This window comes from Halorientalis brevis (assembly GCF_042678165.1).
GTDB lineage: Archaea > Halobacteriota > Halobacteria > Halobacteriales > Haloarculaceae > Halorientalis > Halorientalis brevis.
Map to the genome: position 1 here is coordinate 90892 of NZ_JBHUDJ010000006.1, position 14183 is coordinate 105074.

Annotated in this window: 14 protein-coding genes; 9 read left to right on the plus strand and 5 right to left on the minus strand. The window is 66.5% G+C overall.

Annotation, left to right across the window (positions count from 1 at the left end; translation table 11 throughout):
* Positions 1-12: 12 nt before the first annotated feature.
* The 3 genes from ACFR9U_RS12210 (at position 13) to ACFR9U_RS12220 (ending at position 4303) form a co-directional block, all read left to right on the plus strand.
* Positions 13-2556, plus strand: coding sequence for an efflux RND transporter permease subunit (locus tag ACFR9U_RS12210; RefSeq protein WP_247380717.1), 2544 nt, complete (start codon positions 13-15; stop codon positions 2554-2556).
* A 301-nt stretch (positions 2557-2857) separates the two neighbouring features.
* The gene (locus ACFR9U_RS12215) at positions 2858-3595 is read left to right on the plus strand and encodes an SDR family NAD(P)-dependent oxidoreductase (RefSeq protein ID WP_247380716.1); all 738 of its coding nucleotides are present in this window, start codon (positions 2858-2860) and stop codon (positions 3593-3595) included.
* 54 nt (positions 3596-3649) lie between these two features.
* On the plus strand, positions 3650-4303 hold the full coding sequence (locus ACFR9U_RS12220) for a DUF7978 family protein (protein ID WP_247380715.1): 654 nt from the start codon (positions 3650-3652) through the stop codon (positions 4301-4303).
* Positions 4304-4347: 44 nt separating this feature from the next.
* Here the strand turns inward: ACFR9U_RS12220 and ACFR9U_RS12225 are convergent, their stop codons facing one another.
* A complete protein-coding gene (locus ACFR9U_RS12225) occupies positions 4348-5307 on the minus strand; it encodes a MinD/ParA family ATP-binding protein (protein ID WP_247380714.1) in 960 nt (319 codons plus the stop codon).
* 177 nt (positions 5308-5484) lie between these two features.
* Between ACFR9U_RS12225 and ACFR9U_RS12230 the strand changes: the two genes are divergently transcribed.
* Both ACFR9U_RS12230 and uvrA read left to right on the plus strand, forming a co-directional pair.
* A complete protein-coding gene (locus tag ACFR9U_RS12230) occupies positions 5485-5625 on the plus strand; it encodes a hypothetical protein (protein WP_379814416.1) in 141 nt (46 codons plus the stop codon).
* Positions 5626-8631 (plus strand): excinuclease ABC subunit UvrA, encoded by a 3006-nt coding sequence (gene uvrA / locus ACFR9U_RS12235; RefSeq protein WP_247380713.1) that lies wholly within the window; start codon positions 5626-5628, stop codon positions 8629-8631.
* 21 nt (positions 8632-8652) lie between these two features.
* Here uvrA and ACFR9U_RS12240 read toward each other — a convergent pair whose 3' ends face one another.
* On the minus strand, positions 8653-9225 hold the full coding sequence (locus ACFR9U_RS12240) for a PIN domain-containing protein (protein ID WP_247380712.1): 573 nt from the start codon (positions 9223-9225) through the stop codon (positions 8653-8655).
* A complete protein-coding gene (locus tag ACFR9U_RS12245; protein WP_247380711.1) occupies positions 9222-9518 on the minus strand; it encodes a UPF0175 family protein in 297 nt (98 codons plus the stop codon). The genes ACFR9U_RS12240 and ACFR9U_RS12245 overlap by 4 nt, the downstream gene beginning before the upstream one ends.
* 115 nt (positions 9519-9633) lie before the next feature.
* On the opposite strand from ACFR9U_RS12245, the gene ACFR9U_RS12250 reads away from it, so the two are divergent.
* The 4 genes from ACFR9U_RS12250 (at position 9634) to ACFR9U_RS12265 (ending at position 12597) form a co-directional block, all read left to right on the plus strand.
* Positions 9634-9822 (plus strand): hypothetical protein, encoded by a 189-nt coding sequence (locus ACFR9U_RS12250; RefSeq protein WP_247380709.1) that lies wholly within the window; start codon positions 9634-9636, stop codon positions 9820-9822.
* 77 nt (positions 9823-9899) lie between these two features.
* The gene (locus ACFR9U_RS12255; RefSeq protein ID WP_247380707.1) at positions 9900-10907 is read left to right on the plus strand and encodes a WD40/YVTN/BNR-like repeat-containing protein; all 1008 of its coding nucleotides are present in this window, start codon (positions 9900-9902) and stop codon (positions 10905-10907) included.
* 179 nt (positions 10908-11086) lie between these two features.
* Positions 11087-12172, plus strand: a complete 1086-nt coding sequence (locus tag ACFR9U_RS12260) for a geranylgeranyl reductase family protein (protein ID WP_247380704.1) — start codon at positions 11087-11089, stop codon at positions 12170-12172.
* 38 nt (positions 12173-12210) lie between these two features.
* Complete coding sequence (locus ACFR9U_RS12265; protein WP_247380702.1) at positions 12211-12597, plus strand: hypothetical protein; 387 nt, start codon at positions 12211-12213, stop codon at positions 12595-12597.
* A 32-nt stretch (positions 12598-12629) separates the two neighbouring features.
* On the opposite strand, the gene ACFR9U_RS12270 is transcribed toward ACFR9U_RS12265, so the two are convergent.
* Both ACFR9U_RS12270 and ygfZ read right to left on the minus strand, forming a co-directional pair.
* A complete protein-coding gene (locus ACFR9U_RS12270) occupies positions 12630-13025 on the minus strand; it encodes a PAS domain-containing protein (RefSeq protein WP_247380700.1) in 396 nt (131 codons plus the stop codon).
* A 61-nt stretch (positions 13026-13086) separates the two neighbouring features.
* Entirely contained in the window at positions 13087-14181 is a 1095-nt protein-coding gene (gene ygfZ, locus ACFR9U_RS12275) for a CAF17-like 4Fe-4S cluster assembly/insertion protein YgfZ (RefSeq protein WP_247380698.1), read from the minus strand.
* Positions 14182-14183: the final 2 nt, after the last annotated feature.

The following is a 14183-nucleotide window of genomic DNA, read 5'->3' on the forward strand; positions in this document are numbered from 1 at the left end:
TTCGTTTCATACATGGACTACCAGCGCATCATCGACCGCGTCGACGAGACCATCGTCGAGCGGCCGGGCCGAATCATCCTGGCCTTTCTCGTCCTGACAGTCGTGTTCGGGACGGGGCTGGGCAGCGTCGGCACCTCGGCCGGAACGTCCCAGTTCACCACCGGATTGCCCGCAGAGAAAGCCTACACTGCAGTCAACGAGGACTTCGAGGACCCGTTCGCGACCGACACCGGGAACACACAGCTCATCCAGTCGAGTCAGAACGTCCTCTCGAAGCCCGCCTTGCTCCGGATGCTCCGGACCCAGGAACAACTCGAAGACCAGCAGGGGCTCCGCGTCTCCTCGACGTCGAGCGCTGCGGGCCTCGTCGCCCAGCAGCTAGACCCGAAGGCCAGCACCCCCGCCGAGCGGGTCGACGCCGTCGAACAGGCCACGCCGTCACAGGTCGAGGCTGCCGTCGCGCGGGCGGCCGAACAGAACCCCCGGTTCACGACGCTCGTCAGCACCGACTTCAACCGCCGCTCGGCGTCGGCGTCGGCGACGATCGGCCTCGTCGAACACGACGTGCCGGCCGGCATCTCCCAGAGTTCGGGCCAGGGTGGGTCAAGCCCCCTGACGCCGCTCCAGGAGCAGAGCCAGTTCATCGTCGAATCGGCCGACAGCGGCGACAGCATCGACGTGTTCGGCTCGGGGATCATCGCGAACGAGTTCTCCAACGTCATCACCGACTCGCTGCTGATCGTCGTTCCCGCGGCGGTCATCTTCATCACGTTCTTCCTCGTCATCGCCTACCGCGATCTGATCGACCTGCTGTTGGGAGTCGTCTCGCTGGCGATGGCGATCGTCTGGACGTTCGGGTACATGGGCCTCGCGGGAATCCCGTTCAGTCAGATGCTCATCACCGTCCCGCCGCTGTTGCTGGCGGTCGGGATCGACTTCGGGATCCACGCGGTCAACCGCTACCGCGAAGAGCAGGTCCAGGGGAAGGACGTCGAGACCTCGATGCGCATCACGACCGACCAGTTGATCGTCGCCTTCTTCATCGTCACCGGGACGACCGTGATCGGCTTCGCGGCCAACCTCACGAGTTCGCTCCCGCCGATTCAGGACTTCGGCGTCGTCGCATCGGTCGGGATCGTCTTCACGTTCCTCATCTTCGGCGTGTTCCTCCCGGCGGCGAAGGTGTACGTCGACAAGATACGCGAGCGCTATCCGATCCCGCAGATGAGCACGACGCCGCTGGGATCGGAAGGATCGGCGTTCAGTCGCGTGCTCCGGGGCGGCGTCGTCATCGCCGACCGCGCGCCGGCGATCTTCCTCCTGCTCATGCTCGTCACGAGCGGAGCGGCCGGGTACTACGCGACGGGCGTCTCCACCTCGTTCACCCAGGAGGACTTCCTGCCGCCGGAGGACAACCCCGACTGGGTCATGCAGCTCCCCGAGCCGTTCCGTCCCCACGACTACACGGTCACCGAGCAGACGAACTTCCTCGAAGACAAGTTCGCCTCGACGCAGAGCGACTCGGCGACGGTCTACGTCCAGGGAGCGATGACGAGGGACACGGCGCTCGAGGACATCCACAAGGCCGGCGAGAACCCGCCAGACAGCATCGTCACCGACGACCGACGCGCCGACAGCACGAGCATCGTCACCGTCATTCAGTCCCACGCCGAGCGGGACGAGGAGTTCGCCGCACTCGTCGCGCGCAACGACCGCGACGACGACGGGGTGCCCGACGACAACCTGGAACAGGTCTACGACGCCCTGCTATCCTCCCCGGCGCGCGACCAGGCGCTGCGGTACATGACCGAAGACCGCCGGAGCGCCCGCGTCGTCTACACCGTCGAGGCCGAGGCCAGCCAGGGCGAGATCACGGCGGACTCCCGGGAGCTGGCTGACCGCTACCGCGACACAGCGATCGCGACCGGACAGATCGTCGTGTTCCAGGCCGTCTCGGACGTCATCTTCGAGTCCGCGATCCAGAGCCTCGCCGTTGCACTCCTGGGTGCGACGCTGTTCCTGGTGCTGGTCTACTGGGTACTGGAAGGCGAGGCGTCGCTCGGCATCGCGAACACCATCCCAATCGTGGTGACGGTGGCGCTGCTGGCCGGGACGATGCGTTTCCTCGAGATCCCGTTCAACGCGCTCACGGCGACGATGCTGGCGATCACCATCGGCCTGGGGATCGACTACTCCGTCCACGTCGTCCACCGCTTCGCCGACGAGCGCCAGGAACGGCCGCTCATGCCCGCACTCGACCGCACGGTGCGCGGCACCGGGGGCGCGCTGATGAGCAGCATGTTCACCACCGTGTTCGGCATCGGCGTGCTCGCGCTCGCGCTGTTCCCCGCCATCGGCCAGTTCGGCATCCTGACGGCGATGAGCATCGTCTACGCGTTCCTCACGTCGATTTTCGTCCTCCCCGCGGTGCTCGTCCTCTGGGACCGCTACACGCCCCACGACCTGGGCGCCGGCCAGCACTCGGCCCAACCGGAACTCGGCCCGGAACCGGCGACGGCAGTCCCCGGTCCCGAGATGGACGGCGAGAGCGACTGACGTACCGATTTCCTCGTGGGGATGCGCTCGCTCCGCTCGCCCACTACTCCTCGCAAAAATCTACGCTAAAAATGGCTGCTGGCTCGGTCTTCGTCGTCGGCGCGTAGCACCGGCTACCAGAGGGACCTTCGGTCCCTCGCTGACCTCGCCAGCAGTGAACCGCCTCGCTCGCGTTGCTCGCTCGGCGGATGCTGACGTGCGCAACACAGCACCGATACTGGGCAGCGAGCGTCCGTGTGACTAGCGACAGAGCGGGGCGAAAAATCCCGACGATGAAAAGAGATGGGACCCAAGGAGAGGTATGCTCGCACCCGACCTCTCCGGACAGACGGCACTCGTGACTGGCAGCGCGAAAGGCGTCGGCCGCGAATTGCTCCTCGCACTCGCTGCCTGTGGCGCAGACGTGGCCGTCCACTACCGGACGAGCGACGACGAAGCCGCCGAAGTGGCCGGGCGCGCCCGAGAGAGCGGCGTCGACGTGACGACCGCACAGGCCGACGTCACGGACCCCGACGACGTGGACGCGCTGTTCGAGACCGTCGAGGCGGAGTTGGGAACCGTGGACGTTCTCGTCAACAACGTCGGTGCGTTCGCGCCCGAGCACTGGGAGGACATGGATTTCGAGACGTGGAATACGGTACTGGAAACGAATCTGAACGGCACGTACCTCTGCTCGAAGCGTGCGCTCCCGGGGATGCGCGCCCAGGGGGCCGGCCGGATCGTCAACGTCGGCTATGCGAGCGCGGAGCGAGCGCTCGTCAGCCCGAAGAACTTCCCGTACTTCGTCGCCAAGACGGGCGTAGTAATGTTCACGCGGATGCTCGCGGCCGACACCCAGTCAGAGGGCATCACGGTCAACGCCGTCTCGCCGTACGTGGTCGAGAACTCCGACGAGTTCCCCGACGAGCTCCCGCGCGGGCGCCCGGCGAGTTTCGAGGACGTGATACAGCCCGTACTCTTTTTTGCTGCTCCTGATAGCGACTACGTCAGCGGTGCGAACGTGGAGGTTTCCGGCGGGTGGCTCCCCGAAACGGTTTGACAAATCCCTTACAAGCTCCGGAACGCTTTTTTTATATCGGGTCGGCCCTCCGGTGTGGCAGCAACGAACCCGGACGACAGTGACGGAGGTATCGCCGAGTCAGTTGTCGAGTTCCTCATCGAGCGCGTACTCACGTTCCCGTGGGCCGGTGGCCTCGTAGCGGGGAGCGGAGCGTTCGTGCTCGGATATCTACTCCTGGGCGCGTATTATCTCGCCGGGGTCATCAAGGAGCTTCCCGGTGCCGCGTCGGAGAAGGCGATGCAGCTGGGCTTTATTCTCTACAACGCACACACGATAACGCTCATTCCCGAAGCAGCGGAGCCACTCCCGTCCGGGCAGTCGATCGCGCGAACGCCGTTCTCGCTGCTCGCGAACGCGACGGACGCCGGCCTGTACTACGCCGTCCCGATCCTCGCGATCCTGGGGGTCACCGTCGCCTTCACGTACTGGCACGACCCGGACGAGCGGAGCGTCGCACTTGCGGTCATGACCGGACTGTCGATGACCATCGGGTACCTCCTGCTCGCGCTCGTCGGGACGTTCCTCTTCGTGCAGACCCAGCAGACGAACCCGGCAAACGGGACCTCCATTGCGATCGCGTTCCACCCGAACCGCGTTCAGACGCTGCTCTACGGAACGCTGTATCCGCTCGTGGTCGGGACCGTCGCCAGCCTGCCGACGCAGGCCATCGTCACGAACGAGGGGTGAAGAGAAAGAAGCGACAGCAGCTCAGAGCGGACGAATCGTCGGGATTAGCTGCCGTGGCCGCTGATCGCGTTGACGAATCGGTTGAGCGTCCCGTCTTTCTGCTGCTCGTTTTCGACCGGGATCGACTCGTCGTCGTCGGCTGCCGACGCGGCGTCGGCCGATGTCTCCACGTCGTCGGCCGGCGAGTCCGCGTGAATGTCGTCGACGGTCGGCGCGTCCCCAGGCGAGTCGCTGGCAGCGTCTTCGGGGACTGGTTCGAGCGTGCTGGTGATCCGCGGCGTCTCGCCCTCGCCGATGTCGAGGACGGCCGCGGGGTCGGTCGCGACGTCGCGACCGATGAGCAGGCGGACGACGAGCGTCCGGTAGGGCCGAAGCGGGTCGACGCCGGGAGTGTCGAGATCGGGGATGGTCGCGAGATGGTCGACCCCGACGATGTCGAGAATTTCCTCGTCAGAGAGACCAGGGGCGTGTCGAGAGATGATGAGACCGCCGACGGTGCCGCCGACGGTATCGACGAACTCGACGGTTTTCTCCGCGTCGAGGACGGCTGCCTTCGTCGGCGTCGTCATCACGAGGGTTTCGTCGGCCACCGCGATGGGGACCGCTGTTTCACGAGTGATACCACTTGACGTGTCGAGGACGACAGTGTCGTACTGGTTGGCGAGGTCCTCCACGACGCCGGTGAGCGCTTCCGGATCAGCGGTCGCGAAGGCGTCGAGTTCAGTCGCGCCTGGTAAGACGTCGAGTCGACCCGGCGTGTCCAGGACGTCTTCGGACTCCTCGATGATAGCCTCGTCAAGCGAACACTGGCCGCCCAGGACGTCGTGAATCGTCAGCTCGTGGGTCAGCCCGATCACCTCTTTCAGGTTAGACATGGCGAGGTCCGTGTCCACGAGCACGACCGCCCGGCCGGTCGCCCGCAACGTGGCCGCCAGATTCGCTGCCGTCGTCGTTTTGCCGACACCACCCTTGCTGCCGGCAACTGCATACACTGTTCCAGGCATCATCTGTGATATTCCCCGCACGCACAATAAAGAGGCACTACCGTTCGTGTCATTCAATTCCTGATTCTGGCCATTTACCGCGGTGAGAACCCATTTTCACCGATGATATCAAACGGTAGCGCCACTCTCGTTGCAGTCCTGGTTATCACACGTGAAAACTGCCAGTGGGCGTGAACGATGGCCGAACACGCACCGTTCACGGTCGGATCGCTGGGCGTAGGTGGTGGTCGGCCGGGGTGGCGGGCAACCCACGAGTACGACCGCGTCGACGAGGGGAACCGACAGGGTTTCACTGGGTGCGCCCGTGACAGCGCATAGATGACCAGAGAGAACATCGAGGTCCGCGGGGCTGAGGAACACAACCTCAAGGACGTCGACGTGACAATCCCGCGCGAGGAGTTGACCGTCGTGACGGGACTGTCGGGGTCGGGGAAGTCCTCGCTCGCGTTCGAGACGATCTACGCCGAGGGCCAGCGGCGCTACATCGAGTCGCTGTCGGCATACGCCCGGAACTTCCTCGGCCAGATGGACAAACCACAGGTCGAGAACGTCGAGGGGCTCTCGCCCGCGATCAGCATCGACCAGAAGAACGCCGCGAACAACCCCCGTTCGACCGTCGGGACGGTGACGGAGCTCCACGACTACCTGCGACTCCTCTACGCACGGGTCGGCACTCCGCACTGTCCCGAGTGTGGCCGCGAAGTCGGCGAGCAGAGCGCCCAGCACATGGTCCGGCGGGTGCTCGAACTCCCGGAAGGCACGAAAGCCAAGCTGGCTGCCCCGGTCGTCCGCGATCAGAAGGGCGCGTTCGAGGACCTGTTCGACGAGCTGGTCAGCGAGGGGTACAGCCGCGTCGAGGTCGACGGCGAGAGCTACGACCTCACCATGGACCGCCCCGACTTAGACGAGAACTACGACCACACCGTCGACGTGGTCGTCGACCGCGTGAAGGTCAGCCCGGACGCTCGCTCGCGCATCACCGACTCCGTCGAGACCGCCCTTGAGAAAGGCGAGGGGGTTCTGAAGGTCATCCTCCCGAACCCACCGGCAGACGTGGAACTGGGGGGCGCGACGGCCCGCGCGACCGGCGATCTCGCCGACGACGAAGCGGCCGAGAACGCAACCGACGACGATCGGCTCGTCGTCGAGTTCTCCGAGGACCTGGCCTGCACTCACTGTAACATCGACATCTCGGAGATCGAGACGCGCAGTTTCTCCTTCAACTCCCCCCACGGCGCGTGTCCGGAGTGTGAGGGCATCGGCTCCACGAAGGAGGTCAGCGAGGACCTCGTGATCCAGGACCCGTCGAAGCCGCTCAAGCACGTCTTCGAGCCCTGGAGCTACAACCGGACGTACTACTCGCGCCAGCTCGACAACGTCGCCGAGCACTTCGGCGTCAGCCTCGACACGCCGTTCGAGGACCTGGACGAGGACGTCCAGCGGCAGTTCCTCTACGGCACCGACGGCGTGGTCCACTTCGAGTGGACGACCAAGAACGGCACCCGCGAGAAGACCGAGCGCTTCGAGGGCGTCATCAACAACCTCGAACGCCGGTACGTCGAAACCGACAGCGACCGGGCGCGCGACCACATCGAGGAGTACATGGCCGTCACCACCTGTCCCGAGTGTGAGGGAACGCGGCTCAAGGCCGAGTCCCGCGCCGTTCTGGTCGAGGACACCGACATCACGGAGGTCAACCGAATGTCCATCGGCGACGCCCTGGAGCACTTCGAGGGCATGGAGGAACACCTCGACGAGCGCGACACGAAGATCGCCGAGGAGATCTTAAAAGAGATCCGCGCCCGCCTGGGCTTCATGTGCGAGGTCGGCCTCGAGTACCTGACCCTGGACCGTGAGGCGTCGACGCTCTCCGGTGGGGAGAGCCAGCGCATCCGCCTGGCCACGCAGATCGGCTCCGGGCTCGTCGGCGTGCTGTACGTGCTCGACGAACCCTCCATCGGCCTCCACCAGCGGGACAACGACCGGCTGCTGAACACCTTGGAGGAACTCCGCGACATCGGGAACACGCTGCTGGTCGTCGAACACGACACGGAGACGATGCGCCGCGCCGACAACATCATCGACATGGGCCCCGGCCCCGGCAAGCGCGGCGGCGAGGTCGTCGTCAACGGCGACTTCGACGAGGTCGTCGACTGCGAAGAGAGCACCACCGGCGAGTACCTCGCGGGCGAGCGGACCATCCCCGTCCCCGAGGAACGGCGCGACCCCGACGGCCACATCACCATCGCGGGCGCCCGCCAGCACAACCTCGACGATCTGGACGTGGACCTCCCGCTGGGTTCGTTCACCGCCATCACGGGCGTCTCGGGCTCCGGGAAGTCCACCCTGATGCACGACATCCTCTACAAGGGACTCGCTCGCCGGATGAACGACAACACCTCCGTCGATCCCGGCGAGCACGACGACATCGAGGGCCTCGACGAGATCGAGACCGTGCGCCTGATCGACCAGTCGCCCATCGGGCGCACCCCGCGCTCGAACCCCGCGACCTACACGGACGTGTTCGACCACATCCGCGAGCTGTTCGCCGAGACCAGTCTCGCGAAACAGCGCGGCTACGAGAAGGGTCGCTTCTCGTTCAACGTCAAGGGCGGCCGCTGTGAGGGCTGTGGCGGCCAGGGCACGGTGACGATCGAGATGAACTTCCTCTCTGACGTGCAGGTGCCCTGTGAGGAGTGTGACGGCGCGCGCTACAACGACGAGACGCTGGACGTGACGTTCAAGGGCAAGACCATCGCGGACGTCCTCGACATGAGCGTCGCGGAGGCCTACGAGTTCTTCGAGAGCCACAGCCAGATCCGCCGCCGGCTCAAGCTCCTGAAAGACGTCGGCCTGGGCTACATGCGACTGGGCCAGCCCTCGACGACGCTTTCGGGCGGGGAGGCCCAGCGGGTCAAGCTCGCCGAGGAACTCGGAAAGAAAGACGCCGGCGAGACCCTGTACCTGCTGGACGAGCCGACCACCGGGCTGCACCCCGAAGACGAGCGCAAGCTCATCGACGTGCTCCACCGGTTGACCGACAACGGCAACACCGTCGTCGTCATCGAGCACGAACTCGATCTCGTGAAAAACGCCGACCACATCGTCGACCTCGGCCCCGAAGGCGGCGAGAACGGCGGCGAGGTCGTCGCGACGGGGACGCCCGAGGCCGTCGCCCGCTCAGAGGACTCCTACACCGGTCGCTACCTCCGTGACCTGCTTCCGGCCGTCGATCTGGAGGGACCGCGCGCCGACCGGGAACACGCCGCCGCGGTGACCGACGCCGAAACGGAGACGGAAGCCACCGGCGCGGGCGACGACTGACCACGACGCGAATTTTTGCTGTTAGACGCTGTCGTCGGTGACGGCCTCGTCTGACGGAGCTGTTTCCGTCGTCTCGGCGATCAGTTGTTCCGCGGTTCGGAGGGCCGACGCGCTGAGGCGCGGGCCGACCTCGTCAATGGAGAGCAGGAGCGCCGTGGCCCTCGCGGGGTCAGCGTCGCCGCGTTCCGCGGCTCGGATCAGGACCGCGAGTGACCCGGCCACGGGAATCGAGAGGGTCCGACAGCACTTCCGTAGCGGATTGTCGTCAGTAATGACGACGGCGTCGGGAGCGGCGAGCGCGTGGGCAAGCAGCAGGATGTCTCCGTTGTAGGTAACCCGATCGACGTCGCGGCCGAGATGCATCGCCGCGTACTGGACGTACTGGTCGGGCGGTGGGGCTGCGATCTGTAACCAACCAGCGTCGACGGCTCTCTCAAGCACTGTCGCAGCCGGTCGGCCGACGATCTCCTGGTCGACCGGCACTGGCATCCACAGCACGCCCGCCATCGTCCGCAGAAGGTCCGTCGCACCGATCTCGGCGAAGGTGATGAACACGTCAGCGTCGATCAGGAGCGTTCGGTCGGTCCGATTCATCGGAGCACCTTGACGTCCCGTTCGATGTCCGTCGCGTCGTCGTTCGAGAGGGTGTCCCGGTCGTTGGCTGCCGCCATCATCTCACCGATGGTGAGGCCTGCGAGTTCGGCCGCTCCTCGCATGCCGACCTCTCCGTTTCTGTAGCGTTCCAGCGCAATCTCGATCAGTTCGTCGCGAACGCAGGTGCGGATCGCGTCTCGAACGACGTCGTTCCGACTGCCACCGCGAATCTCGACCAATCGATCCAGCAGCGCCACCTCCCCTTCCCGCAGTCGGGTAGTGACGGTCTCCATGCCTACTAGGGTGGGCGCTCGGAGGTATATCGCCTCTTGCCGGCGGGTTGCCGTCTGCCCACTGATGGTCAGGATTCGTCGAAACGCTCAGGAGGGAGAACGTCCACTGAGAGGTATGGACGCTGATCGACGGGCCGGCGTCATTATGCTGCTGGGCCTCACCAGCGGCGTCGGCCTCTTCCTGCTCATGGGCCAGTTCGGCTACACGGGCCCGCTCCGCTGGGCCGCGCTGGCGCTGGGCGTCGCCGTTCCGAGCGGGATCATCGGACATTTCCAGGATCGGGAGCCACCGGGTGCTGACTGACAGCCACGTACTGATCCAAGCAGTCGAGGAACCCAGGCGCCGAGACGGCTATCCGTCTAGGAGTGCAATTCGTTCGCATGACTCGCATCTACGCCGCAATGGCGGACTCCCTGCTCGTGGCGACCGAAGAAGCGGGGGACGTCCGCGTCACCGAGCGGCTGCGAACCCACGACCTCAAGTGCGTACTCGCGACGGCCGCACGACCCGACCGCGTGCTCGTCGGCACCTTCGACGACGGACTCTACCGGAGCACTGATCGCGGCGACACTTTCGAGCGAGTCGGAGCAGACACCATCGAGTCGTCGACAGTGATGTCACTGGCAGCCAGTCCCGCTGACCCGGACGTGGTGTGGGCCGGAACGGAACCCAGCGCCGTCTACCGGTCGACGGACGGCGGGGAAACCTGGCGCCGACGACCGGGGGTGACCGACCTGCCGTCGGCAGCCGGGTGGTCGTTTCCGCCGCGGCCGTCCACCCACCACGTCCGCTGGCTGGAGGTCGATCCACGCGACCCCGAACACCTCTACGTCGGGATCGAAGCGGGCGCACTGATCCGGACGGACGACGGCGGCGAAACCTGGCGGGACCACCCCGACGGAGCGCGCAGGGACAATCACTCGATGGCGACGCACCCGGATCGCGAAGGCCTCGTCTACACGGCCGCGGGCGACGGGTTCGCGGTCTCCAGAGACGGCGGCGACACGTGGTCGCATCCACAGGACGGGCTGGACCATCGATACTGCTGGAGCGTCGTCGCAGACCCGGGAGATCCGGACCGACTCGTCGTGTCCGCCGCACGCGGCGCACGGACGGCCCACTTTCCCGGCGCGGCCCAGTCGTACGTCTACCGGCGCGACGGGCGCGACGCGGCGTGGCAGCGCGTCGACAGCGACGTCTTGCCGACCGGTGAGGGAGTCCTCCGCGCGGTGCTCGCGACGACGGGGGAAGCAGGCGTCGTCTACGCGGCGAACAACCACGGCCTGTTCCGCTCTGCCGACGCCGGCTCGTCGTGGGACGCTCTCGACGTCCCGTGGCCGGAGCGGTTCGAGTCACAGACGTGCCGCGGACTGGCGGTCGTCGCATAGCGAACAGGGGACACGGCGGCTCCGACGGACGGTGTGTCCCACGACCGCGACCCGTCCGCCGGCAGGAGTCAGGTCACGTCGCGGGCTGGTCCCGTCCACATACGTGAACTTTCGCTGGCGAAGGGGCGCAGGGCAGGGAACAACGAAAGTATTTGTCGCACGAGACGGACTCCAGTGACATGTACGACTTCGTCGTGGTGGGTGCCGGGCCGGCGGGTTCGCGGTTCGCCCGCCGGGCCACCGAGTGTGGGCACGACGTCCTCGTCTTCGAGCAGGGAGAGGTGGGGAAGCCGCTGGCCTGTTCGGGCCACGTCAGCACGGACGTCTGGGAGTACACCCCGCCGGGGGCGCGTGAGGAACTCCTCCAGAACGAGGTGTCCGGCGCACGGTTCCACCGCGGTGGCCCCGAGAGCGACGCGCATCCCTTCTACAAGGACGAGGTGATCTCGAACGTGATCGACCGCGTCGGCCTGGACAAAACACTCGCGGACGCGGCCCGTGACGCCGGTGCGGACCTCAGAGAGCGACACACGGTCCTGTCGGTGCGCGAGCGGCGCGACCACGTGGAGGTGACGGCCCGCGGACCGGACGGGACTGATACGTATCAGGCGCGCATGGTCGTGGGCTGTGACGGGCCACGGTCACGCGTCCGGACCGAACTCGGCCTCCCGGAGCCGGGTGAGTTGCTCCACGGCGTCCTCGGATTCACCGAGGAGCCCGACCACGACGATTTCGTGGACGTCCACCTGACAGTCCCGACGTTCTTCGCCTGGCGCATCCCGCGCGGGGACGCCGGCGTGGAGTACGGCCTGGCGACGCCGCCCGGCGACGACGTGCGCGCCGAGTTCGAGGCCTTTACCGACGCGTACGGCGCCGAGACGACCCGTCGCTGTTCGGGACTGATTCCAATCGGCCCACCGAAGCGCGTGACGGGGCGGCGGGGGTTCCTGATCGGGGACGCCGCCGCCCAGACCAAGCCGTTCACCGGGGGCGGCATCCTCTACGGGATGACGGCCGCCGACCACGCTGCACGGGAGATCGATCCGACAGATCCGGGGTCGCTCGGGGACTACGAGCGGGCCTGGCGCGACGACCTGCGCTCGGAGATTCGCCTGGGCCACCTCGTCAGGGCCGGCTACTCGATGCCGGGACCGGTTCAGGAAGTCGGCATGCGAGCGTTCTCTGGTGAGATCGGCGTCCACATGGACCGACCGAGCACGATGTTCTCGACGGAACAGTTGAAAGCGCTGCTGTCGCGCACCTGAGACTGAGCCTGAAGGCGCTCCCGGCCGTGTGACGAGACATGCGCGCTTCAAGATTCACACTGGCTGCGGCCGTCCTCGCACTGCTGGCCTGCCCGCTGGCGATCATCGCTCCCTTCGCCCTGAACGTCCCGCCCGGGCCGCGCGGCGGGATCTCGCTGTCGGGACTCGTCGGCGGCATCTTCGCAGGATACAACGTCTACGCGGTCTGGCGAAGCGGCCGACCGCACTTCGCAGCGGCGGTGATGGCGACTGTCTTCGGCGTCTGGCTCATCCTCGCGCCGCTCCAGTACGACGTGGACGCACCCATGATCGCGACGACGCAGTTCGCCGGTATGGTGCTCGCGTCCTTCGGCGGCTTCTCCGCGCTGGAGGCAGTGCAATCGCGCTGGGTCGACGCCGGCGAGCGGGCGACAACGAGAGACTGACGAGTACCGCGGTCCAGCCCTGGCTCCCGTCGTCAGTCCTCGTCGCCGTCGGACGAGAGGTTCTGGACGACGCCGACGGTTCCCTGGAAGCCGTTGTCGAGCGGGAGCAGGGAGATCGAGAGGTCGGCAGTCAGGTGCTGGCCGGACGCGTCCCGGGCCGCGACGGTCATCTCGCAGGTCCGCCTCCCCGTTTCGAGGAGTTGACGAATCGCCGAGCGGCAGCGCTCGACGTCTCGATCACGGAGCAGAACTGAGACGTGTTCCCCCACGAGCGACGCCCGGTCGTAGCCGGCTGCCGACGACAGCGCGGCGTTCACGTACGTGAACCGACCGTTGCTATCGAGCGTGTAGATCGGCACGCCAGCGACCTCGACGACCGACCGAAAGCGTTCGACCGCGTCTTCGGAGTCGAGGGGAGTGACACACATGAGCGAAACTCGCCGAACGGTAATTATAGCCTTTTTGTAACCGTGGTCGACCCGGAACCGCTCACTCGGCAGCCGGATACGTCGGCAGTCGCGCAGAGGCGTCCGACCCGTCGACGAACGGGAGGTCGACGACGGACGCGGCCACGTCCTCGCCCGCGACGCGGACGGTCAGGTCCTCGGCGTCGGTCTCGAAGTCGACGAACGCGAGCGCGATCGGCTCCTCGCGGTCAGGGCTGTCGACGGCGCGCGTCACTTCGCCGACGGCGCTGTCACCGGCGAAGACGGCTGCGCCGGCGTCGGGGACCGCCTCGACGGTGAGCCCGACGAGTCGCTGGCTGGGTCGGCCGCGGTTCTCGACGCGGGAGACGACTTCCTGGCCGACGTAACAGCCCTTCTCGAAGTCCAGGGCGTTGCGGACGCCGGCGACGTTGGGAATGCGGCCCTCCAGTTCCGTCTCGAACAGTGGCGTCCCGGCCTCCAGGGTCAGCGTGTCCCAGGTTCGGTAGCCGAAGGGAGCGGCGTTCATCCCGCGGTTGACGAGCGTATCGAACACGTCTTCGGCAGCGTCGGCGGCACAGATCACCTCGTAGCCCTCCTCGCCGGCGAGGCCGTCGCCGCGAACGACGGTGACGCCGGCGTCGACCATGGACCCGCGGACGAACGAAAGGTGTTCGTCGGGCGAGGCGGCCTTGTTGAGGACGCTGGCGATCTTCTCGGTCGCCTTGGGGCCGTGGACGCCGAAGACGGCGAAGTCGTCAGTGGCGTCGCGGATCGACACGTCCTGGATGAACGTCTTGCTCTCCCAGTCCTCGGCGACGGCGTCGGTCCGTGACGGGGGCACGAAGACGAGGAGGCGCTCGCCGGCGTTGTAGACGTACATTTCGGTCGTGATCGCGCCCTGTGGGTCGAGCAAGAGTGCGTAACAGCCCTGGCCGTCGGTCGCGGGGACGCGGTTGGAGACGGCGTTGTCGACGAACTCGCGGCGGTCGTCGCCGTCGACGACGAGGACGCCGTAACCGAACTCACAGACGCCGACGACCTTGCGGACGGCGCGGTGGGTTCGCTCCGGACGACCGTAGGTGTCGACGACGCGGCGACCGCCACGTTCCGTGAACGTCGCTCCGTGATCCTCGTGGACGTCCTGGAGGACAGTCATCA